Raw genomic sequence first — 24,646 nt, 5'->3', positions numbered from 1 at the left:
ACTAGTACCGCAAGGCGGAATTAAAAATTAAAAATTAAAAATGAAGACAGCGTAAGGGTTTTGTTGATTGGGAATGGGTGGTTTATTTACGCCGTGCTGTACTAGCCCTTTCAAAGTGTCAATCTAGATACTATTACATCTTTTTAATTATTTTGTAGCAAATAAAAGTGGTACTCCATAATTTATAAATTGAGTATCAGAAGTAATTATAATCATCTTTTCTAGTATCGCTTGTGCTATTAAAAGCCTATCAAAAGGGTCTTTATGATGCTCAGGTAACGATGCTGCTTTAACAGCGTGGTGTTCGGTTATTGATAAAAAACTAAAATCAGTATCAATGATGGCTTGTATTAAATTATCTGGGGTTTTAAGCTGTCCTTTTTTTTCTTTTTATTTCTATTTCCCAAACACTAGCAGCACTAACAACCACTTTATTTGAAGAATCTGAAATTTGTTTACGAACTTCAGGCAAAAGACAAGAGTTATCTTCAAGTGACCATATTACAGCACAGGTATCAAGTAATAACTCCATTATTATTCAATACCAAATTCAGAAATAATATCACTTGATGTTTTATGAAAATCTTCTGATATTTCTACTTGTCCTTTCCAAATACCTAATGGTCTAGGAGAGTTTTGAGTGGGAGATAATTGTTTTATTTCATTAATTGTATAACTGATTACAGGGTTCTTAACCTCAGTCCATTCAGTCGTGAATGAAGTTTGAGGAATAGTTGTTTTATTCTGACTAATACCAGAACTAAGAACTTGGACTTGATCGCCACTGAAAAAAATACTTACTCTAACATTGTCTCCCTTGTTTGTAATAAGAGAATCAATTATTCCTCTCAACAATGTTAACTCTAAAATGGCTAAAGAAGATAGTGTAGATGATATTAAACGTACTTTTTCGTTAATATACATAATACTCTTAGTTATCAAATTAACTACAGTTAACGACTAGAAAGTAAATTCTATTCCACCACTATTTTAATCTGTCTAGCCAAGGTTTTTAGACGTGATAGCACTTCCATGCAACCAAGTCATCAACTTAGAATAGAATTGCCTGCGGCACACTGCGTGAACGCGGCTACACAGGCAAAGTCCGCCTCCGCGGACTAACGAAAATTAAGGGTTTGAAACCCAAGATCGGTAGCTTTTCTTTGTGTAGACGAGCCAGTACGTTGGGCGGCTCCGCCGACTTGAAGCACCTGGCGTGCGGTTTCTAACCGCCAGTTTCGCATTAAGTTGACACCAATGGGATGCAATACTGCTCGGTTTTTGCATTTTTTCGGAATAGGGTTTGGGAAAAGGTTAAAGGTTAAAGGTTAAAGGTTAAAGGTTTTTCTTTCCCCTTTCCCCTTCCCCTTTTACCCTTAACCGACAAGTATTGCAATGGGATGCGCCCCTAACGAAGATTGTGGTTTAATCAATCACGCTATAAAATTATGAATAGCAATGTTAAGAATTATAAAAATAAATATCGATGTCCAGCATTTCTATTGACAAAAGTAAATCTAATGTAGTCGTTATTGGTGCAGGAATAGGTGGACTGACTGCTGGGGCATTATTAGCTCATAGAGGTTACAGCGTCCTCATTCTAGACCAAGCCCTCGTACCAGGAGGCTGTGCTTCGACGTTTAAACGCCAGGGATTTACCTTTGATGTGGGAGCAACTCAAGTTGCAGGGTTAGAACCAGGGGGAATTCACCACCGCATTTTCTCAGAATTAGAAATAGATTTACCGGCAGCAACGCCTTGTGACCCTGCTTGTGCGGTATATTTACCTGGGGAAAGCACACCCATCAATGTTTGGCGCGACCAAGAGAAATGGCAAGAGGAACGGCAAAAACAATTCCCCGGTAGCGAACCGTTTTGGCAGTTGATGGCAACTTTGTTTGATGCGAGTTGGGAATTTCAAGGACGTGACCCGGTACTACCACCGCGTAATTTATGGGATTTGTGGCAGTTAGCTCAGGCGGTGCGTCCCAGTACATTAATTACTGTACCCTTCACTTTGTTTACGGTAGGAGATGCTTTACGGTTATGTGGATTAGGTAATGACCAACGATTGAGAACTTTTTTGGATTTGCAACTGAAGTTGTATTCCCAAGTCAATGCAGAAGAAACAGCATTACTTTATGCAGCGACGGCGTTGAGTGTATCCCAACTGCCCCAAGGATTGTTTCACCTCCAGGGAAGTATGCAAGTATTAAGCGATCGCTTGGTACAATCCTTAGAAAGAGATGGCGGCAAGTTATTGATGCGCCACACTGTAGAACAAATCAAAGTAGAAAACGGCAAAGCCAGTGCTGTAGTAATTAGAAATCAGAAAACTGGCGAAGTCTGGACAGAACCAGCCGACCACATAATTAGTAACGTCACCGTACAAAACTTGGTGCAGTTATTGGGAGAACAAGCGCCATCTGGTTATAAAAACCGTGTGGAAAAACTACCCCAAGCATCGGGTGCTTTTGTGGTGTATTTGGGTGTGGATGCAAGTGCGATTCCGCCTGGATGTCCTCCCCATCTCCAATTTCTGTACGATGCTGATGGCCCGATTGGCGAGAATAATTCCCTATTTGTTTCCGTCAGTCATCCTGGAGACGGTCGCGCACCAGAGGGGAAAGCGACAATTATCGCTTCTTCATTTGTCGATCCTACAGAGTGGTGGCAGACTGATGATTATGAAGGACTAAAACAAAAGTTTACCCAAGAAGCGATCGCTCGTCTAGCTCAATACTTTTATCTCAAACCAGAAACTATTCTTTATCAAGAAGCGGCAACACCCCGCACCTTTGCTCATTTCACAGCCCGCGATCGCGGTATAGTCGGTGGTATTGGTCAAAGAATACCCACCTTTGGCCCCTTTGGCTTCGCAAATCGTACACCCATCCAACATCTGTGGTTAGTTGGTGACTCCACCCATCCAGGAGAAGGCACCGCTGGGGTGAGTTACTCAGCGCTAACAGTAGTCAGGCAAATTGAAGCGCAAATGTAGTACTTTACTTACAGCAGTTTGCAAGTAACTGAGGTACAAAATGCAGAACTCATGCATCAGATATAAAGAGTTCCTACTCCCTGCCTCAAAACCCGTAGCTTTGTACTTCATACAAAAGAAAACTGCTGTATGAATTATCTCGGAGGATAATACTGGGGATTTACAACTGGAGATTGATAACCGTTTGTGGGTACAGTACTTCCCATACCGTTGGGTACAGGACTCACAACAGGAGGCTGATAAACACTCATCGGTACGCTGCCTGTTGTCCCGTTGGGTAAAGCAGGATTCACAAGCTGGGGCTGATAACCGTTTGTGGGTATAGTGCTTGTAGGACTGTTAGGTGTGACAGGAATCTGGCTAAATTCTTGGTAGGCAACACGAGAAATTGAGCTAATCAATTTTTCGGCGCGAGGGTCGTTATTGGGGCGTTGTACCATGACAGCAGCTACATAGCGCTTACCAGTTGGAACACCAATTAAACCTGCATCTGCTAACATTGTGCCGATATCGCCAGTTTTGTGGTACACTCTTGCGCCTGCCCCCAAACCCGATGGTAGCAGAGAGTCTCTCTGAGTACGACGCAAGATATCGAGCATGAGATCGCGTGATGGCATACTGACTAAATTTCCTTGACTCACAATCGCCATCAAATTCCCTAGTTCCTTGGGAGTTGTGGTGTTTGTCCCTTGCAAATCTGGAAGTTGATTGCGAATTATTGTGGCTGTCAATCCCCAAGTACGGAAACGCTGGTTTAAAGCGTCTATGCCTCCGAGTCGGGCAATCAGCATATTTGTCGCCGTGTTGTCGCTGATTGTAATCATTTTGGTGGCGACTTCCAGAGCAGCGTACTGGGTTCCGGCTGGTTTGTATTGCAGATTTCCCGAACCGCCAGCGACCATATCCTGTTGCATGGTCAGCATTTCATCCAGACGAATTTTCCCCGCATCCACATCCTGGAAAAAGGCAATCAAAATTGGCACTTTAATCGTGCTAGCCGCCGGAAAACTGGTAGAGCCATTGACATCTACATAATTACCTGTATCCAAATCTAATAAGAAAACTCCCGGTGTGAGATTTGGGTTGGTGTCCGCCAAATTTTGCACGGCATTTTTCAAAGAGGTAATTTCTTGAGATAAATACATACTCGCAGCTGCGGCTGGGGGAGTTTGGGTGGGTTGTGGCTGCGATCGCACCACATTACTATTAGATGGAGACGCCGATGTACTGATGCGATTAGCTGGGTCTAATACTGACAACACCGTGCCCACAATTGCACCCATCCCAACACCCACAATTAATAACCGTAAAACATACAATACAGTTTTGGCCATTGGCTTTAACCGCGTTTTCCGCGATGAGCGCCTACCCATTTTTGGCTTTTCCATCCGCACCGTTTTCACCATCACAGCACCCGGTCGAAAGGGAGGAATTTTCCCCTTGACACTAGGCATTGGTTTTACTGCCGTTGGCATGACTAACCCCGATTTGACCCTACGTGTAGCACCAGGGGTTGGGGGAGGACTGATTTGATTTTTTGGGCGTGTTAGCGCCGCTTTTCGTCCACTGACAGTTTGCTGCTGGCTGTTGGCTTTAACTTTCTTCTGTGCCACTTTTTGAACTTTTTGTGGACGCTGGCGGCGATTTAGGGGTTGACGCCGCGAGAAAGCTGTTAGTTCGTCACTTGACTCTGACACCGTTACTCCTTGTGACCCACTTGACTGTTTTCTTGCAGACTCCTGACCCAAAACTTAATCTTTAAGCAATATTAATACTCAAATTTCACTTTGCCACTAAGTAGCATTTTTACGTTTAGTTTAAGCTATGTTAAATATTTTGGGGGGATGATTGCGTATATATTAAACGAATTATTACAAGTTTTCACCATCTCTTTGGTTTTTAAGGGCCCATTCTACCTGCTGCAAAATTCCTCGGAGCATATATACTTCCCCTGTTTTCAGGTGAGCGCGATTATACATTTGGCGAAATTTTTCCATGCGACTAGCTGCCGTATGGGGATACACGTAACCAATTTTCAGTAATAGTGATTCTAATTGCTGATAATATCCTTCCACAACATCTAAGGGTGCAAGTTCAGTTTGGGGTAAGGGCTGAGTGTCAGATTGTTGGGCACATTGTGACAATTCATAACAACAGATTGCCACGGCGGTAGCCAAATTTAGGGCGACATAATCTTTACTTGTGGGAATGCCAACAAACCGCTGTGCATAATTTAATTCTTCATTGCTTAATCCCCGGTCTTCCCTGCCAAAAATCAGTGCTGTGGGTTTTTCTGGTTCCTCCAGTAGCCAGGGTAGGGCAGTGCGGGGGTTTTCTAAGGGAGTTTCCCAACTGCGAACGCGACCAGTGGTAGCGATCGCCCTGACACATCCATGCAATGCTTCTGGTAAGGTTGCTACTAGTACCGCAGATTCTATAATTTCCTGAGCATGAACAGCCATCATCAAAGCTTCCGTCGATAGCGGATCGCATTGGGGGTTCACTAATACTAAATTATATAGCCCGAAATTTTTCATCACCCTGGCGATCGCGCCGATATTTATCGGCCCAGCTGGTTCTACCAACACAATTCTTAATCCAGCCAAGCCCATTTTTTGCCTCCTGCGATCGCACCAGATAATACTTACAGGCTAATTTTCAGCGTCGTGGTTCTGCTGAAAAATCTCCCTGATATTATTCTAACTTTCCAGGTAAATTATTAAGGTAGGTCTGAAAAGTTAATGGGCGCATTTAGTAGCTGTAAGTAACCATAAGTAGTTGATCATAATTACCCTTGTTATCTTTGATATTCTTTTTGGAAAATCAATAGGTAAATCACAGATCCAATCCAAATCACACTTTGGAGAATTATGGCATAAGGAAATTCAGCAATTTTCGCTGGAATTACTAGACTCATTAAAACTAAACTTAATACTACAATATTTGACTGATTGGGCTTATCCCAAGTCATCTTAATGACTGCTATTAATAAAAATATTAGCATAACATTATCATAAATTAGATGATAAGTCCATAGTCTACCTATAACAGAAGCAATCGCAAAAAGATAAATTAAATTACTATTTTTTATACAAAACAACACTAATAATATTATTGATGTAGCCAATAAACCAGACAAGATTATTGCTACTGCTGGATTAATTCCCAGATTCATCAGAATATTGATACCAGAACTGCCTGATTGGACAAAGTAAGAAGCTACTTGAATCTCGCTAAATAGCATATAAATAGGAGAAAGCTTGACTAGTCCTCCAATTACCGAACTTGCTACTAAGATATATAGACAACAGGCTAATACAGAGCGCGTTTGCTTACGAACAATTAATACAAAAAAATAAAGCGCAGAGATGTTAGGTTTCGCTAGTGCCAAACCTAATAATAAGCCTGCTATGATATTTTGGCGATTTTGTAGAAAGCAAAATACTCCAATTAAAAGAGCATTAATGATAATGCCATATTGACCTAGCCCAAGAGTAGTAGTGTGACTACTAATTGATAAACAAGCAACTGTTGTAAACCAAGCTTTTAATTTACCGTATGGTCGTCCAATTTGATAAGCAAACCAGCCCAAAATGGATAGTGATATTATATTGAGAAAGGCATGATACCACCGAGTTAATTCCCAGGAAATCGGCGGAAATACGACAAAGCCTGTGAAAAAAGCCCAAGGGGGATACCCTCCTGAAATGATCGGGCCAAGTTCAGCAATGATTTGGGGAGAATCTTTTCTCATATCATAAGGATATAAACCGCGATAAATGTATTGTTGCTCTTGCCATCGGCTGTGTAAATCTTTTGCACCAGTTGGATCAAATATTAAATGGTAAAAGCCTTTGGTAAAATAAGCTAAACAAAGTAGACTTAAGATTGTGGATACAAATAATATAATGTTTCTTCCATTGAAAAAGTTATGTGAAGGTTTCATTATATTTCTACTTAAGTTTTAGTATTTTAGTTTATATTTTGACAACTTTATCACGATGCTTGATATCCAAATCGTCTGCCTTTGTTTCTACGGTTGAATTTAGGTCATTTTTTGTAAATTCTTCGTAGTATGAGCGTTCGGTATTGACATTCCACAAGTTATGTTTCTCTCCAAGTATATTTCTAACTGCAAGTATTCCGGTTAGCATAGAGTGGTCTTGATTATTATATCGGTGCATTCCATTGCGCCCAATAGTTTGGAGATTATCAAAGCCTGCCAAAAATGTTTGAATGACTTGTAAATGCTGGCGATAATTGCAATCGTATACTGGATAAGCTTTTGGCTGACGCAATACAACACCATCTATAATAGTATTGACATTAGCAAGCTTTAGCTTCTTCAGTTCTTTCGTTGCTAAATTCAGCAGTTCAGCATCAGTCATAGAGGAAATTTGATCTCCATCGCTACAGAAGTACTCTAAACCTAAACAGGTTTTGTTTGGATCTGGAACCATAGCAGCACTCCAATTTTTAAAGTTCTGGATGCGACCTACTTTCACTTCTCCACTGTGGATGTAAATCCAATTATCAGCAAACAGGTCTTTTACATCAAGTATGAGGGCAACAATAATAAAGTTGCGATAATTAAGTGATTTTGCTGCTTGAATTACTTCTTCTGGTGCTGGGGGATCTAGTCGGTGAATTAGTGTTGTCACAGGGATACTGGAGATGAAATGCTCACCGGATATTTGGATAGTTTTTCCGTCCTGCTGTGCAAGAACTTTTGTAATATGATTATCTTTTCGTTGAACACTAATAACTCTCGTATTTAAACAGACTTCACCGCTTTCATTTTCTACAGCTTCTTGGAAACGCTCCCACATCATCCCAGGACCCAACACTGGGTAATCAAATTTTTTGATCAGAGTTTTAGTATTATTAGTACCAAACAAAGCGTTAAGGATTGATGTTTTTAATGATAATCCCTTAATGCGTTGTGCTGCCCATTCTGCCTGAATTTTATTGCAGGGTATTCCCCACACTTTTTCGGTATAAGTTTTGAAAAATACTTTGTAGAGGCGTTTACCGAAACGATTAGTTACCCACTTATCTAAAGTTTCTTCTTGAGGTGAGGGCCAAAGTTTGGCTTGAAAGTAGCTCAATAAAATTAATAAACTCTCTATCAATCCCAGATTTGACAAGGTGTTGAATAAAGATAGGGGATAATTGAAAAATTTATCCCGGTAATAAATACGTGACAGACGTGGAACTTGAATAAAATCTTCTCCCAAGACTTCGTGCCAAAGTTGCTCAATTTCTTCAACTTTAGTATAAAATCGGTGTCCACCAATATCAAAGCGATAGCCTTTGTAAACCTCAGTTCGAGAAATACCACCTACCCGATCTGCTTTTTCCAGCACTACAGGTTTAATTCCTTGTTTTACAAGTTTGTAAGCAGCTGTTAAACCAGCAGGTCCAGCACCAATAATGACTACAGGATATTTTTTTAAATTTACCATTAAATTGTTAAATTATTTACCTAATGCTAATACGAAACTTTTTTATTTGGATGATAAATTCGATAATTGGCAAAACCAATAGCAAATGCTAGTCCACTATAAAAGTAGTAAATCCAATGCCAAGCTATAGCTTTCGTTGTGAACAAAAACCCTCTTTTTTGAAAAAAGAATTGGTAAACTGGTAAATTCAAGATTAACAGAAATAGGAGTAGAAAATATGTGGATATAAAAATAGTTGGTAAGATACAAGATATTATGGAGATCGCAAGAACAAGATACAACAAGATGACGCTTATTCGACTGTTAAGCTTGAGATTTAAATCGTTAATCATCTGGCGATCGCGCAATATTAGCTTAGTCCAAGGTAAGGCGCGGCAGAAAAATTCGGCTTTCAACAGAGAAATTACTCCCCAGTGCTTTAGATGTTTGACTTGGATGTTTTTGTATAGTTTAATTTGATAACCATGATGTTTGAGTCGATAACCTAACTCAATATCTTCTATACAAGTGTAACTTTCATTAAAACCGCCGATATCTAAGAATATGTCGCGACGGATTGCCCCACAGGCTCCCCAAAAAGTAGAGGCGTTGCTAGAGGCTGTCTGATGAGTATAGTGATGAAATAAATTCTTATATTGCGAGAGAAAATTACTAGCACCAGGTGCGTCATCATAGGAGCCAATTAAAGCATCTATACCTGCTTCTTCTTGAAAGGCGATCGCAACTTGAGCGATTGTATCAGGATAAATCTCTACATCAGCATCCACAAAGAAAAGTACATCGCCTTTTGCTAGCTTCGCTCCTAAATTTCGTGCTTGTGCAGGCCCTGCATTAGTTTCATTTCTAATTACAGTCACTCCAAAATTTTTGGCTACAAGCCACGAACCATCTGTATCACCATCAGCAACAACTATGATTTCATAAGCGGAAGCTGCGGCTTTAGACAAGCTGGAAAGACATCTGTGAAAACTCTCGCCTCCGTTGTAAACAGGAATAATTACAGAGATAATTGGCACAGTGGAGAAAATCATTGTGTTCGTTTACAAATTAGCAAAATTTTACGATATAACAAGCCAGAAAAATTATATTTGCTGTGTTTTTATGTAGCAAATATGATGTTAACTGTGACAGGTATCAGCTGTTTATCTCTATGGATTTGATAATACACAAAATTATGTTAAAAGTACAGGTATGTCATAAACTCGTTCTGCTTTAATTACAGTACTCCATGTAAAAAAATGCCTAATTTTCATCGCAAGCGAAACTAAGTATAGCGATCACATAGTGTCTTGTAGGGTAAGCAATTTCAACGTTATTGCGATCGCTACCTACCTTTCGGGAAACCTCTTCTAGGTAACTTGAACGCTCTGCGGACATTACACTTTGCTCCATACCATCCGAAAAACCACTCCACGTCTACGCAATGACATTTATTTTTTGGAACACTCTTATTGATTCTGTAGTAACTTTTCAATCAATACTGCAAGTAAAATAAAATTACTCATACTATGTTTTAATAAATACTCTAATGTCATGAATAGCACGTAATCACTCAATAATTCGGAATAGAGAGAAAAAATAATATTGATACACATTAGATCATAGAATATGAAACATCGCACAAAAAATATCAGATTCTAAACTGGTATACATATTCCTGCAATCTACCGACCGAAAAAAATTGCAGATTCAATAGTGCGTCAAATTATAGAAATATTATTAAACTTGATAGAGCACACAACTTTATTTATGCTATTCAAACAGAAGAAGATACCAAAACTTAGGTAGTTTTTAACCTCTTTCAAAATATATTTATATGTACAATAAGTTTACAATTATTTTGTTTTTTCCTAATAATCAATGACAATTACAAATCTTCCACTAGTTTCTGTCATCATACCTGCCTATAATGCAGAGAAATATATTGCAGAAACTTTGCATTCAGTAATTAATCAGTTTTATCAGAACATAGAAATATTGGTTGTCAATGATGGTTCCCAAGATCGAACTGGTGAAATAGTTAGAGTAATCGCCGAGAAAGACAAGCGTGTAATTTTATTAGAGCAGCAAAATGCTGGAGTGGCTGCGGCACGTAATTTAGCAATAAAAAAATCGCAAGGAGAATTTATTGCGCCAATCGATGCTGATGATATATGGTATCCTGAAAACTTGAAAAAACAGGTGCAATGTTTATTGAATTCGGATAATAATGTTGGACTAGTTTATTCGTGGTCTGTACATATCAACGAACAAGGCTTACCTACTGGCTGTATTCGTGCCTCGCATATTGAGGGTAATGTCTATAAAACTCTGATCTGCCATAATTTTCTTGCAAATGCAAGCGCTACTCTAATTCGCCGTAGTTGTTTTGATAAAGTAGGCGGTTACAATTGCAAGTTAAAAGAACAGAATGCCCAAGGTTGTGAAGACTGGGAACTATATCTCAGAATGGCTGAACATTATCAATTTAAAGTTGTTCCAGAATTTTTGATTGGATATCGCCAGCTTGCTAACAGTATGTCCAAAGACTTTAGTCAAATGGCGAAATCTCATTGTTTAATGTTGCAGGAAGTAAAACAAAAGCATCCTGAAATTCCAGCCTTTTTATATCGATTGTCTAGCAGTAGCTTTGATGTGTATTTGGCACACCAAAGCAATCAATATCACCAGTATGAAAATACCATATTTTGGCTAATACAAGCTTTACGGCAAGATTGTATTACTCCTTTTTTTCGCTATAGCTTATACATACTGGTGATTAAAAGTATTGTAGGTAAGCTTTTCAAAAAAAACACTTTACTAATGGACAAACAAAAAAATGTTAATATCAGTAAACTTCAAAATAATTGGAATCATGTTGAATCAATTAAACAAAAAATAAGTTTAAAAGTTCAGCTTTTAGTCGGAAATTTGTTGCATTTTTCTTTACAATTAATTTCGTCTATATAGAAATTTAATTTATGCTTTATCCAATCAAAGTTCTAGATATAGAATTAAGTCGTCCGTTAAGTACCATCGAAAATTTAGATGGATACATGGGAGTACAAACATTAGTGCGATTGCACGGTGTACCTATTGGTTATGTCAAAGCACCCATTACAAATGGTCACTGTACAGCGCAAACTTTAAGTAAGCTGATTTTAGAACAGCATAGTTGGGCAATTATTCAACAACTATTATGTAACGGGTTGGCAGCACAGCCAAAACCAGAAGGTTTATGTTTGGAAGATTTATTTGATGTGCCACCGCCTAAATATGAGGGAGATTTACCATTAGTTACAATAGCAGTTTGTACGCGCGATCGCACCACTAATTTAGCTCTTTGCTTAGACGCTATCAGTCGTCTTGATTATCCTCATCTAGATATTTTGGTAGTAGATAATGCGCCAACCAGTAATGGAACCAAAGAACTGGTACAGACAAAATATCCCAAGATTCGTTATGTGTGCGAACCCCGCCCCGGATTAGACTGGGCTAGAAATCGAGCCATAATTGAAGCGAAAGGCGAAATTATTGCTTACACCGATGACGATGTAGTAGTTGATTCCGGATGGGTGAAAGCTTTAGCTCAAGTATTTGCAGAAAACCCGGAAGTGATGGCTGTGACAGGCTTGGTTGTACCTTATGAACTAGAAACCGAAGCTCAAGTTTTATTTGAGATGTACGGTGGTTTTGGTAAAGGATTTGAGCGCAAATGGTATCGAGTAGCTAAAGGTGAGAAAGTTCCTTGGCATCTGTTAGGAACTGGAAAATTTGGCACAGGGGCAAATATGGCTTATCGTCGCTGTGTCTTTGAGGAAATTGGTTATTTTGATCCAGCCTTAGATGTTGGAACAGTAACTAATGGTGGTGGTGACTTGGAAATGTTTTTCCGTGTTCTTAAGTTAAGTCACACACTAGTATATGAACCAAAGGCGATTGTTAGGCATCGACATCGACGGGAATATGAAAGTTTACAATTGCAGATAAAGAATAATGGTATCGGCTTATATTCTTATTTTGTCTGTTGTGCCAAACAGTATCCAGATTTACGTATTTCCTCATTTTTAATAGGTATTTGGTGGTTGCTTTACTGGAGTTTTCGTAGGTTGTGGATTGCCTTTAAACATCCGATTCGTCTACCTGTAGATTTGATTTGGAATGAATTGAAAGGTTCTTTAATAGGTCTCACGAAATATCAGCAATCTTGTAAAAAATCTGACGAAATTGTAAAAATTTTTGGATCTTCAATTCCTGAGAAATCATGTCAAAATCAAACAAACTCTGCTCATTCTGAACGCCGTGTAGCGGTAATAACTATTGATTTAAGTCACACTATGCCAACACTGACTGAGCTAGGCAAATACTCCGACATTAGAGTATTTGTAACATTATGTGATCGGCTGTTAGGAAGTGTGAATATTGCCAATTCTTACTATTCTGTTAGTCAAAATCGCTTGATTGAGGCGATTGTAAGCCAGCTTGGATTAAAGGTTTTAGCTAGCGATAATTGCCAAAATAAGGAAAATGATAACTGGCATAAAATAGCCTATGTTTTGGAAAAAAATTACAAATCAACTGAAATTGGTCAATTTGAGGGACTACTTTCACATGTGAAGGTATCAATTAACTTAGCAACCTATGACCGCCCAGAGGATTTACGTAACTGTTTGCGCTGTTTGTTGGCTCAGAAAACTGCTAGAAACGTTGAGATTATTGTTGTTGATAATCATCCGAGTTCCGGCATGACACCACCTGTAGTTGCAGAGTTTCCTGGGGTTATCCTAGTAAGTGAACCACGTCAAGGATTAGCTTATGCGCGTAATACAGGATTTGTTAACAGTACAGGTGAGATTGTGATTGCCACAGATGATGATGTTACTCAACCTCCAGATTGGCTTGAGAAACTAATTGCTCCCTTTGCCAGACCAGATGTAATGGTTGTGACTGGTAATGTTCTACCGTTAGAGTTAGAAACTTATTCACAGCAATTTTTTGAAAATTATGGAGGTTTAGGGCGAGGGTTTACGGCTTTGGAAGTCAATGGCGATTGGTTTGAAAGTTTTCCTCGAACTGCCGTCCCAACTTGGCGTCTGGGAGCAACGGCAAATGCTGCCTTTCGGACAACAATCTTTAGCCACAGTCAAATTGGCTTAATGCAAGAAACCCTTGGTCCTGGTATGCCATCTGGGGTAGGCGAAGATACTTATCTTTTTTATAAGGTATTGAAAGCAGGCTATACTCACATCTATGAACCAAATGCTTATGTTTGGCACAAACATCGGAAAGAACCTTTGGCATTACGCCGTCAACTTTACGGGTATAGTAAAGGACACGTTGCATACAATCTAATCACTTATTTACAAGATAAAGATTTAAGAGGGTTAATACAAATTTTAGTTGGACTACCCATCTACCACGGACAACAACTCAAAAATTGGTTGTTGAGACGAAGTAATTATCCTCTTTCACTTATTGTCATAGAAATTGTCGGAAATCTCGCAGGTCCTTGGTCACTGTGGCGCTCTCGTTTGCGAGTAAGACGGGAAGGGCGTAGTGTTCCTTATATTAGCTTGTCTCAACGAACACCAGATTTAGTTAAAACAAATTCACAGAAGGCATCAAAATTAGTGAGAAGTAATTAGTCTTATAAAAATTTCTTCTATGCAAAACAACAAAGCTTTTTCACTGATGCCTCTGAAATTGCGACTTCCATACCTGTACGATCTACTAAGAGAGCTAGTCTCTCGTAACATGAAGTTACTATACAAGCGATCGCTCTTAGGAGTTGCTTGGACTCTCATTAATCCCTTGCTGCAATTAGCCGTTTTTGCCTTTGTATTTCAGACAGTAATTCCTATACAAACTCCCCATTATGCTTCTTTTGTCTTTACAGGCTTGCTAGTTTGGACATGGTTTCAAAATTCATTGTTTGAAGCAACAGGGGTAATAACTGCCAATCGTCCTCTTATTAGACAGCCAGGATTTCCCAAAGCAATTTTACCTATTGTGATTACTACGACAGGGTTAATTCACTTTATATTAGCTCTGCCAGTCCTGATTGTTTTTTTGCTGTTTGACGGCATAGAGTTAAAACCAGTGATACTTTTTTTGCCGATAATAAATTTGATTCAGTTTGCCTTTACAATCAGCCTGTCCTATTTCCTTGCCGCAGTGAATGTAACTTTCAGAGATACACAACACACCCTTGGCGTATTGCTACAACTATTTTTCTATCTCACACCGATTTTTTACGATCACACTCAAGTGTCAGCTATCCCTCCAGCCTACTATCTCAATCCGATGGTACATATTGTTGGGGCTTATCGCGCTATCTTTATTAATGGAACTCAACCTGATTGGCTTGGGCTTGTGTTGATCACCTTAGCCATTAGCATTGCATTACCTATTGGTCTTCAGTTTTTTCGCCGCCAAAGCGATCGCTTTGTGGAGGAACTATAGATGCGAGATGCAATTATTGTGCAAGGGTTAGGAAAACGCTATAACCGCTACCATGCAGAAAAACCCATCACGATTATGGAAGCAACACTAAGGGGGTTTCGCCGCATGAAAGCTGTTGAGAAGTTCTGGGCTTTACGGGATATTAGCTTTACCGTAGCCCCCGGTGAAATGTTAGGCATCATAGGCAAAAATGGGGCAGGAAAATCTACACTCTTGCAACTGATTGGGGGTGTTGGATGTCCAGATGAAGGGAAGGTAAGAGTTAATGGGAAAATAGGAGCTTTGCTAGACTTGGGCGCTGGCTTTTCTCCTGATTTAACTGGTAGGGAAAATGTTTTTGTATCTGGAATCGTCGGAGGGTTAACCCGCAAAAAGGTAGCACATAGTTTTGATGCTATTGTAGAGTTTGCAGAATTGACATATTTCATTGATAACCCTGTACGCACATATAGTACAGGAATGCAAATGCGTCTTGCTTTTGCCATAGCCATACACACCAATCCAGAAGTGCTTTTGGTAGATGAATTTCTCTCGGTTGGCGATATCTCTTTTCAAGCTAAGTGTTTAGAACGTATTGCTGAGTTAAAAGCACAAGGTTGTGCTATTGTCTATATTTCTCATAGTGCCGAGCAAATCCAAGAATTGTGCGATCGCGCTTTGTGGCTGCGTGAGGGAAGAGTTGTAGCTTATGGAGAACCTGAAGTCGTTGCAGGACAGTATGTGGTCGAGATGCGATTAAAAACTCAGCAAGTTACCCCCGCAAGACCACCACAGATGACAAGAACTGGTATAGAACTGCGAGTGAATGAAAACCGTTTTGGTTCTTTAGAAGTTGAAATCATTGATGTCTGCTTGCTACCAGATAGAGAAATTAATCGAGGTGATCCTTTAGAGGTTGAGATTGAGTATTTTACTTCTCAAGTAGTTAAACATCCTATTTTTAATGTTTCTATCAGTCAAGAAGATGGGCAAATCTGTTTTGATACCAATACAGAAATTATGGGAATCGTTATTCCATATATTCATGGCAAGGGACAAATCAAACTCAAAATTGCCAGATTAGATATAAGAGGTGGAAAGTACTTCATCAATGTTGGAGTTTATCAACAGAATTGGAATTATGCCTATGATTACCATTGGAATATTTATCCTCTGCTTGTTCACTCCAACCTTTATGAAAAAAATATCCTTAGCCCACCATTTATCTGGGAGATAAGCAGCATGACACTATCCAAATTAAACAATAATTATTAATTTATATAAAAATATCAAAAAGAAAGGAAAACTTACAATGCTGAAGCAAATAAAAATTAAATTGCATAAAATTGCTTTAGGGAAACGTTCCGAGTTCTTAAGACAGTAAGAAGGGCTATATTTAGCTTTTTTTACTTGACAATTATCTGGTTGGACAACCTACACCACTTGGGTTTGCTAAACCAAGTTTCAATTTTAACTCTTCTTATGGGTTTTATGGAAATGAGTTTGCTATTGTACAGCCAGATAATCCTGAAGAAATGACAGCCTAACAGCCTATCAACTGAGTTTGATTGAGCGTTTTGCAATCCAATCTGGACTACAATTAGTAGAATCCCCTGTCCCAGGATTTTGGTCAGGGTCTATATAAAACTGGGTGACGACACAATATCTACTTATGATCAAGAAATCATCTTAATAAGTGTGTATTTCCTAAGATGGTTGAAAATTTAGAATTCATGGGTTCCTATATCAAAGCCTAAATCTTTTGGTAGTAAAGATCCATAAAAATCTTGGTTCCCCGTGTTGGTTCCAAAGAGCGTTTTTAAGTCTAATCCAGTATTAATTAGGGGTGAGTTTGAGCTAAGTTTATAGGCATCAAGTGTGTTGAGTAGGTCTGTATTGTTGAGAGCCTGTCCACCACCAGGGTTGGATAACAGAGGGTCTACACTCATGCCCACATTTTGTGAAGACAACTTTTCTTGATTGGTTACTGTTCGCCAACTATCAAGGCTAGAGTAAGTCGTTCCACCCCAACGAATCCGGAAAGTACTGCCTGTAGAATAATAAACGTTTCGTTGGAAAAGTAAACCTGTAGAACCACTAGCTATATCAAGCAGTTTTACACCGTCTTTAGTTTGGAAGATATTGTTGCGGAAGCTGACGTTGGTAACAGGATTATAAATCAAGACAGCGGAGGGGATACTAGTTGTGCCACCCTTGACAAAAACGGTATTGTTGTAAATTTCGGCATTGCGAACATTCCCATATATATGGATTGCTCCATAGTTTACCTTTCTACCGTCATTCTGGCTAATGTTATATCTTATTATGTTGCCTGTATGATTCAGATTATTTGGACTTTGGCACAATAAGAATCCAGCACCGTCATTATCGTGGGAATAATTATATTGCATGACGGAATAAGAAACATTCTGATCTAAATCAAAGCCATCTCCATCTGTTGTTCCACCAGTCCGATTTCTATATGATTCGTTGTACTGAATTGTGATTTTAGTAGAATCATAAGCCCAAATACCAACTGGGCCATTCACAGAATTATTCAAAATGCCATTGTCATAAGCTACAGAGCGTTCAATCACCCCTGTATTTACGCTTCCAAAAATAATTCCACTTCCTGTAGGATTTGTATCACCTGCAATACCTTTATTGTTATAAGCTTTCACATAAGCAACATAAACATTTTCATTCACGTTGGGAAGTTGAGCGTAAGTTATTAATCCTGCTTTGCCGTTGTTATGGGTTAAAATATTTGTCACCTTGACATTGCGATATCCACTCTGTTGATTCCACCCACCAATAGCTATTCCATAATTTATAAACCCTTGCACTTCGACGTTGTTAATGGTAATTCCATCCAGCTTGATGTTACCTGCTAAATCATTATAAAAGCTAATACCATCGCCTTTATTGGTGCTAACACCGGAACCAACAATGTTGAGATTAGAGATGTTATAACCCATACTGTTATATACCATAATCCCTTTACCCGTGCCTGCATTAATTGTGGCGCGGCCAGTGCCGTAGGAACTGATGATAATGGGATTTAAGGCTGTACCTTTATCATTAGCATTAAACGAAAGATTTCCTGTAAAAGTAGTTCCTCCTTGAAAGAAAATACGATCGCCTGGCTTGAATATCACATTATTTATTTTATTAATACTGCGCCAGGCACTGGTTGGCGATGTACCTAAGCTTTTGTCATTTCCTGAGGGACTGATGTAGTAAGTAGTTCCTGTGACAGTTGTTTGTACTAACCTTTTGCCAGAAGCCGAAAAGCGTTGATTTTGCTGCACATTCTGTCTTGGTGTGGCTGAACTGACATCTTTTTTAGTTACAGCTTCACCAAATATCTGGCTATGTGTAACCCCACTACTCTTTTGTTGAAAGGTAACGAGAGTAGTTGCGTTCGGCTGTTTTTGAACTAGATTTTGCTCTACCAATGCCAATGAAGGATTGAGTATATGAATAGCAAGATATCCCAGAATACTGAGCATTTTTTTTACCGTATATAAACTCTGACTTATTCTAGTCGAAGTTATAAAAATCACAACCAAATCTTCATATTTCTGGGTGGAGATTATAATTTGCAAAAATAATAGTTTAATTATTAAGAATTATTAAAAAATTTAAATTAATGCAATCAAGCTATTGACCGCAAAAAACACTTTTTTTGGTATTTTTTTATCTTAAGCATCAAAAATTTTTAATTAAAAGTTCATCCAAGATGATATTGAGCAAAATTATTAAGCTAAAGAAAAAACAAGCTTTATATAAGTATTTACACTAGGGTATTAATTATGATGCAGCTATAACCCTAGCTAAAATACAGAGATATCTTCGGTCATAACTTATACATATTGGAAAGCAATATTAGTCAATGATGCTTGTACTGAAAAAGTAGAGAGCGATCGCCCACTTATAGATAAAAGAAACCATTCTGTTTTCTTTAAAGAGGGATACAAGCTCTCAATACATAAAAATCTGATACTTCCAGGGTGATTTTCGGCGTTCACTCTGCTGTAATATCAACGTTGTAACATCATGTGATTTCACTAAACAATGCCACGGCAAGCCCAAATAAAAAGCTTCAGGAAACGTTGGTTTCCTCAGATTTTCAAAAAAACTTTGATTGTGCTGTTAGTGCTGGGGCTATTGTTAGTGGGATTTGTCACCTACACTGTACGCCAATCCTTTCCGCAAGATAGTGGCACAATTCAACTACCTGAACTGAAAGCTGAAGTAACCGTTCAGCGGGATAAATGGGGTATTCCCCATATTTATGCTGCCAACTCTCATGATTTATTCATGGCGCAAGGTTATATCCACGCCCAAGACCGCTTTTGGCAAATGGACTTTTGGCGACACATTGGTTCTGGGCGACTTTCAGAAATGTTTGGTTCATCTCAGGTTGACACTGATAAATATCTGCGGACAATGGGTTGGGCGAGGGTGGCGCAGCAAGAAATTCAGGAAATTAATGCAGAGATGAAAGCATACTTGGAAGCATATGCCGATGGTGTCAATGCTTATCTGACAGAGCATCAAGGCAGCGCCCTGAGTTTAGAATACACTGTGCTAAAGTTCCTCAATCCTAGGTATCAGCCAGAACCTTGGCAAATACTGCATTCTCTGACTTGGGGTAAGGTAATGGCTTATGATTTGGGCAGAAATTTTCAGAGCGAAATTGAACGTGCTATTTTGCTCAAAACCCTTAATCCTAATCAAGTAGAGGAACTTTTTCCGCCATACCCTCAAGACTTGCCAGTTATTTTACCTGAGTTCCAGAAAAAAGAGGGCACAGGGACACAGGGACAGGGGAACACGCAGAGTTATTTCCCCGCATCTTCTTCACTTCTCGACTTTCCAGATGTATTACCTGCTTTAGAGTCAATTACTAAGCCGATGATGGCTTTAGAAAAACTCATTGGGCCCACAGGAATAGGTATTGGCTCGAATAGCTGGGTGATATCTGGTCAGCGGACAGCTACAGGTAAGCCAATCTTGGCGAATGACCCGCACTTAGGTGTGCAAATTCCCTCTATCTGGTACGAGGTTGGTCTGCACTGTACACCGAAGAGTACAGAATGTCCCTACAACGTTTCTGGCTTTTCCTTTGCGGGAATGATTGGGGTAATTATCGGTCATAGCGATCGCATTGCCTGGGGTGTTACCAATGTACAATCTGATGTGATGGATTTATACATTGAGAAAATCAACCCAAAAAATCCTAACCAGTATGAAGTCAATGGCAAATGGGTTGATATGCAACTCGTGCCAGAGACGATTCAAGTAGCCGGAAGTCAGCCAATTGTGCAAACAGTTCGCTATACCCGACATGGGCCAATTCTCTCTGATGTTTCGCCCAATCTAAAGCAATTCCAGCCAAGTCAGGCGCTAGAATTACCGCAAAACTACGCCGTGGCTCTGCGCTGGACAGCCCTAGAACCTTCCAAACTAGGGTATGCCGTTCCCCAAATAAATCGCGCCCAAAACTGGCAAGAATTCCGCACTGCTGCCAGCAATTATGATGTCCCGGCTCAAAACTTGGTCTACGCTGACATTGATGGCAATATTGGCTACCAAATGCCTGGTAAATTCCCCATCCGCGCTCAGGGAGATGGGCGTTATCCCGTTCCTGGTTGGACGGATGAATATGAATGGCAAGGCTATATTGACTTTGAGCAGTTACCCAAAAGTTTCAATCCACCTCAAGGTTATATTGCTACTGCCAATAATTTAGTTATGCGTGAATATCCTTATCTAATTACCGCAGACTGGGTTTATGGCTATCGGGCACAGCGCATCGTTGAGATGATTTCACAACAAACCAAACCGATTTCCCTGAAAGGTGTGCAGCAGATACAGGGAGACGATCGCAATCTGAACGCACAAACATTAGTACCACTACTGCAATCTATCACTGTTGATACCCCCCGCTTGCAAGCAGCCCAAAAACTTCTGCAAGATTGGAATTTGCAGCTAGGAATGACATCGCCTGTTGCTGCTTTGTTTGAAGTCTTCTGGAAACACTTACTGGCAGATACGTTTCACGATCAGTTGCCTGAAAAGTACTTTCCGCATGGAGGCGATCGCTGGTATGCTGTGATCGCAAATCTGGTCAAACAGCCCAATAGTTCTTGGTGGGACAATCGCAACACCCCAGAAGTTGAGAGCCGCGACCAAATCCTGCGACAATCCTTCATAGAAGCCGTGGATGAACTAGAACGAATTCAAAGCAAACACCCGAAAAACTGGAATTGGGGCAAGCTGCATACCATTACTTTTCGGAATGCCACTTTAGGTAAATCTGGGGTTGCACCGATTGAAGCTTTATTTAATCGTGGTGCTTTTGCTACATCTGGTAACGGCGAAACAGTGAATGCTAACCGGTGGAGAGCAAATAAATCCTTTGAAGTGACTGATATTCCTTCACTGCGGATGATTGTAGATTTAGGAAATTTAGATAACTCAGTAGCAATTCACACTCCTGGACAATCAGGACATGCTTTCCATAGTCACTACAACGATATGGTTGACCCTTGGCGCAAGATTGAATATCACCAGATGCTTTGGGAACAGAAGTCTGTTGCAAATAACACCACTGTGACATTGAAATTAGTTCCCAAATTGCGAGAGTAGAGGGCAAGCTGACTATGCAATTTTAAATTTAGTTAATCCAGTGTAATTACATACACTCTTTAGGGAAAATGAAGTATAAAGTAACAGGGCAGAAAGAAAGTTAGAAACAGAAATAAAGATTCTTTTGAGAAAACGTATTTTTGCTGACCATCCGTTTCCTCTGCCCAACTTGAGTGAAACATCATCGGAGATAATAGAACATTATGCAATGCGTGTTTAAACGAAGTTTTATACTTTCAGCAACTACTGCGATCGCATTATTATTTGCAGGTTGTGGAGAAAGTAAAGTTGCTCAATGTAACAAAGTCATAAAGGTTGCCAATCAGGCATCTACTCTAGGTCAGGAATTCGGTAAAAATTCTAATCCGGCTCAAGGTTCTAAAGCTTTAACTGAACTTGCTGGTAAGATAGACCCACTTGCCACAGAAATGAAAGCACTAGAAGTTAAGGATGAGAAACTGCAAGGTTTTCAAGGACGTTTTCTCACACTCTATCAGAACATCAGCAAGGAATTAAATAATGCAGCAGCAGCTATAGATAAAAAGAATCTACCAGCAGCAAAGGGATTTTTGGCATCTCTGCAAAAAAGTAGTACTGAAGAAAGTTCAATAGTCAAGGAAATTAATAGCTACTGTTCTGGCAAATAATCCATTCTCCTCTGCCTAGAATCTCGATCGCAAAAATAGCGGTTAAATAGTTGGTCGATAACCACCAAAAACAGCAAAGCTAAAATTTTTGTACCAGCAATCCACATTTTGGAACCCAGCCGCTTCTAACCAGCGAAGTTGAATATCAAGGGTTGCCATGCGATCGTATTCCATGCGTTTTTGTGCAGCTTTGAGATCCTCTTCTGAGATATTTTTCGCGCGGACAGAATCTAACCAGTGTTGACGGTAAAGTTGTTCTAAATCAGCCGTTTTACCGAGAACTTGATCGGCGTTGATAAATATCCCTCCAGGATTGAGAACATCATAAATCCGTTGATAAAGAAGTTCTTTGTCAACATCCGACAGATGATGAATCGATAAGGCAGAGATTATTAGGTTATATGAACCACCTAAATCAGTCTCAATATAGTCACCAATTAAGATATTGGGAGATTTACCCATTTTGCTAAATCTCAACTTAGCTTTCTCTAACATATCGGGGGCTAAGTCAAGCAATGTGAACTCTGCATTCGGGAATATTGACTGAACCATACCTGAGTAAAGTCCAGTACCAGCCCCCAAATCTAAAACTTTCAGCGGTGCAGTGCAATCGCCTGGGATGATTTCAACAGCTGTTTTGTAAAAGTCATCAAAACAGGGAATTAAAACACGACGTAAGTTATCGTAATCTCCTGCGGCAATATTAAAAGCTTCTTGAATATTCATTTTTTTATTTTTAATAAAGGTAAAACTTTTTGTTTTAACAATTCAATTAAAGCTGGTTCCATATATTCATAGTCATCTGGTATATCTAAACATATAATTTTTTTATCTTTCAGGAAGGGCTGAAAATTTTTGGATAGTTTATTTTTATGGGATTTTTCCATTACAAAGATAATATCAGCCCATTGAATAGCCTCCGTTGATAATGGTACTTCAGCATGGCGATCTAAACCTGCCGAGTCTGTTTCAAATCCTTCATATTCAGAAAATACAGCCTCGGCGGTGGGACTTCGCAGTTTATTCTGGCTACAGATAAATAAAAGCTTTTTCATTAATTAATCTGTATACAGCAAATGCATAGCTATTCTATATTCTTAGACAATAAAAATCAGTCAAGGGAAGACCTAGCTTCCGCGATCTGAAAAGGTCAGACCTCTTGACTGCTATTCATATTATATCAGCTAATTTATAGGCTAGCTTGTCTCTGGTTGCCTAGTTATTAAAGTAAAATAGCTTACTGCAATCGCAACCCCAAAACTAAGCCAAATATAAACCAACATATCTTATTAAGCTTCAAGAAATTGAATGATTCTCATTGATGATCGCTGAGTATTCATTAAAAAATCCTACTAAGGAGACTGACGCAATTCCTGAATCAGGGCTTCAGCACCCCTATTCATTTCTTCTTCATTTTTTCGCTGCAATCGATAGTATATCCAATCAAAAATTAATGGACTAAGACGACGGTTATCATATATTTGATTTTGCAAATTATATGATTCTGTCTCAAGTTCTTGAGGAGCAATTCTACTATATTGTAATAAGTTTGGAACTTCTAAATCTACATAACTAGATGCTTTTCTATAAATATTATCTGAATAATAGTCTAATATCATATTTTCAAGTAAATATGAGGACATTGATGACATCGTTGGTCTTTTATTCCAAAATTTCATTAATCTTATTAAATTGAATATATTGCCATCATGGAACTGATTTACTTGAGTTGCTCGATCTCGATCAATTCTTGGATCTGTTTTTTGCCAGTTACCTTGGCCATCTGGAATTAAATAATAAGTTCTTCCAGAAAAGTCGGGTTTTGTAAAAAAGCAAGGGACAATATCAAAATTCCAATAATAACTTTTCAATTTGAGTGTAGCAGCTTCTAAGTTTCTGTTGATATCAGCTTTTTCATACTGTGGCACTTTATTCATTAAAGCTATAATTTTATTAATAACTTTCCGTGAATTTAGTTTGTTTGTACTATCGAAACAAAGTCTTTTTAATTTATAAGCAGAATCAGGTACATATATCTCAATTACATTATCTATATATTCATAGTAGGACGCTCCTTCACCACTTAAAACAATCATAATATCAATATCATCAAGTTCTCTTTTTTTTGTACGTCTAGCAAAAGAGCCAAAGTAAATATCTTTTTCTGAATACAGCGTTGGAAAGTATATGTCTTTTTCCGGAAATGAATGTATTTGCTCTTCTACTAGCCAATCTCTGCTCTTTCTTGCTTGAATAGTATCATTTGGATCTAAGTTGACATAATTTTTCAAAAAATCATTAAAAGCTGCATTGACAGTTTTAGCCATAAAATACTATTAATAACTGGAAGAAACTAGAAAATAATATTATAGTACATTTGTATTTTAGATGAAAAACTCTTAAAAGCTTAATATTATTTAGATTTTCTTGAATTGATATTTATTCAATAAATCAAA

At 38.9% G+C, this 24,646-nt stretch carries 19 protein-coding genes; 7 read left to right on the top strand and 12 right to left on the bottom strand.

All coding sequences use genetic code 11. The features are described from left to right. Nucleotides 1–147 precede the first annotated feature (147 nt). Together ABF638_RS05970 and ABF638_RS05965 are read right to left on the bottom strand one after the other, a co-directional pair. Nucleotides 148–339: a type II toxin-antitoxin system VapC family toxin gene (locus ABF638_RS05970; RefSeq protein ID WP_435021121.1), complete on the bottom strand. Its 192-nt coding sequence runs from the start codon at nt 337–339 to the stop codon at nt 148–150. A gap of 195 nt (nt 340–534) precedes the next feature. Beyond that, nucleotides 535–924, bottom strand: coding sequence for a hypothetical protein (locus ABF638_RS05965; protein ID WP_435021109.1), 390 nt, complete (start codon nt 922–924; stop codon nt 535–537). Between the two features lie 562 nt (nt 925–1,486). Here ABF638_RS05965 and crtD point away from each other — a divergent pair. Beyond that, nucleotides 1,487–3,001, top strand: coding sequence for a C-3',4' desaturase CrtD (gene crtD / locus ABF638_RS05960; protein WP_435021107.1), 1,515 nt, complete (start codon nt 1,487–1,489; stop codon nt 2,999–3,001). Between the two features lie 134 nt (nt 3,002–3,135). Here crtD and ABF638_RS05955 read toward each other — a convergent pair whose 3' ends face one another. The 6 genes from ABF638_RS05955 to ABF638_RS05930 form a co-directional block, all read right to left on the bottom strand. Further along, a complete protein-coding gene (locus ABF638_RS05955) occupies nt 3,136–4,698 on the bottom strand; it encodes a serine hydrolase (protein ID WP_435021105.1) in 1,563 nt (520 codons plus the stop codon). A 174-nt stretch (nt 4,699–4,872) separates the two neighbouring features. Continuing rightward, complete coding sequence (locus ABF638_RS05950) at nt 4,873–5,613, bottom strand: RNA methyltransferase (protein ID WP_181927719.1); 741 nt, start codon at nt 5,611–5,613, stop codon at nt 4,873–4,875. A gap of 185 nt (nt 5,614–5,798) precedes the next feature. Then, a complete protein-coding gene (locus ABF638_RS05945; RefSeq protein ID WP_435021103.1) occupies nt 5,799–6,947 on the bottom strand; it encodes a glycosyltransferase 87 family protein in 1,149 nt (382 codons plus the stop codon). Nucleotides 6,948–6,978: 31 nt separating this feature from the next. Continuing rightward, nucleotides 6,979–8,466: an NAD(P)/FAD-dependent oxidoreductase gene (locus ABF638_RS05940; protein ID WP_435021101.1), complete on the bottom strand. Its 1,488-nt coding sequence runs from the start codon at nt 8,464–8,466 to the stop codon at nt 6,979–6,981. A 26-nt stretch (nt 8,467–8,492) separates the two neighbouring features. Next, nucleotides 8,493–9,497, bottom strand: coding sequence for a glycosyltransferase family 2 protein (locus ABF638_RS05935; protein WP_435021099.1), 1,005 nt, complete (start codon nt 9,495–9,497; stop codon nt 8,493–8,495). A gap of 211 nt (nt 9,498–9,708) precedes the next feature. Next, the gene (locus ABF638_RS05930) at nt 9,709–9,843 is read right to left on the bottom strand and encodes a hypothetical protein (protein ID WP_435021097.1); all 135 of its coding nucleotides are present in this window, start codon (nt 9,841–9,843) and stop codon (nt 9,709–9,711) included. 483 nt (nt 9,844–10,326) lie between these two features. Here ABF638_RS05930 and ABF638_RS05925 point away from each other — a divergent pair, with 483 nt between their 5' ends. From ABF638_RS05925 to ABF638_RS05910, 4 genes are read left to right on the top strand one after another with little or no spacing between them, the layout of a single operon-like run. After that, the gene (locus ABF638_RS05925) at nt 10,327–11,415 is read left to right on the top strand and encodes a glycosyltransferase family 2 protein (protein WP_435021095.1); all 1,089 of its coding nucleotides are present in this window, start codon (nt 10,327–10,329) and stop codon (nt 11,413–11,415) included. An 11-nt stretch (nt 11,416–11,426) separates the two neighbouring features. Continuing rightward, nucleotides 11,427–14,090, top strand: coding sequence for a glycosyltransferase family 2 protein (locus tag ABF638_RS05920; protein WP_435021093.1), 2,664 nt, complete (start codon nt 11,427–11,429; stop codon nt 14,088–14,090). A 19-nt stretch (nt 14,091–14,109) separates the two neighbouring features. Further along, entirely contained in the window at nt 14,110–14,907 is a 798-nt protein-coding gene (locus ABF638_RS05915) for an ABC transporter permease (protein ID WP_435021091.1), read from the top strand. Next, nucleotides 14,908–16,161, top strand: coding sequence for an ABC transporter ATP-binding protein (locus ABF638_RS05910; protein ID WP_435021089.1), 1,254 nt, complete (start codon nt 14,908–14,910; stop codon nt 16,159–16,161). Nucleotides 16,162–16,610: 449 nt separating this feature from the next. Here ABF638_RS05910 and ABF638_RS05905 read toward each other — a convergent pair whose 3' ends face one another. Continuing rightward, complete coding sequence (locus tag ABF638_RS05905) at nt 16,611–18,398, bottom strand: right-handed parallel beta-helix repeat-containing protein (protein WP_435021087.1); 1,788 nt, start codon at nt 18,396–18,398, stop codon at nt 16,611–16,613. A gap of 565 nt (nt 18,399–18,963) precedes the next feature. Here ABF638_RS05905 and ABF638_RS05900 point away from each other — a divergent pair. Together ABF638_RS05900 and ABF638_RS05895 are read left to right on the top strand one after the other, a co-directional pair. Then, a complete protein-coding gene (locus ABF638_RS05900; RefSeq protein WP_435021085.1) occupies nt 18,964–21,543 on the top strand; it encodes a penicillin acylase family protein in 2,580 nt (859 codons plus the stop codon). A gap of 203 nt (nt 21,544–21,746) precedes the next feature. Further along, on the top strand, nt 21,747–22,190 hold the full coding sequence (locus tag ABF638_RS05895; protein ID WP_435021083.1) for a hypothetical protein: 444 nt from the start codon (nt 21,747–21,749) through the stop codon (nt 22,188–22,190). Between the two features lie 42 nt (nt 22,191–22,232). On the opposite strand, the gene ABF638_RS05890 is transcribed toward ABF638_RS05895, so the two are convergent. From ABF638_RS05890 to ABF638_RS05880, 3 genes are all read right to left on the bottom strand, one after another. Further along, nucleotides 22,233–22,916 (bottom strand): class I SAM-dependent methyltransferase, encoded by a 684-nt coding sequence (locus tag ABF638_RS05890; protein ID WP_435021081.1) that lies wholly within the window; start codon nt 22,914–22,916, stop codon nt 22,233–22,235. Continuing rightward, complete coding sequence (locus ABF638_RS05885) at nt 22,913–23,245, bottom strand: low molecular weight protein tyrosine phosphatase family protein (protein ID WP_435021079.1); 333 nt, start codon at nt 23,243–23,245, stop codon at nt 22,913–22,915. Before ABF638_RS05885 ends, ABF638_RS05890 begins: the two co-directional genes overlap by 4 nt. A gap of 297 nt (nt 23,246–23,542) precedes the next feature. After that, nucleotides 23,543–24,517, bottom strand: coding sequence for an S-4TM family putative pore-forming effector (locus ABF638_RS05880; RefSeq protein ID WP_435021077.1), 975 nt, complete (start codon nt 24,515–24,517; stop codon nt 23,543–23,545). Nucleotides 24,518–24,646 lie beyond the last annotated feature (129 nt).

The organism is Nostoc sp. CALU 1950 (assembly GCF_051172895.1).
GTDB lineage: Bacteria > Cyanobacteriota > Cyanobacteriia > Cyanobacteriales > Nostocaceae > Nostoc > Nostoc edaphicum_A.
The sequence above is the reverse complement of the archived record's forward strand: the minus strand, read 5'-3'. Positions and strand labels throughout refer to the sequence as shown.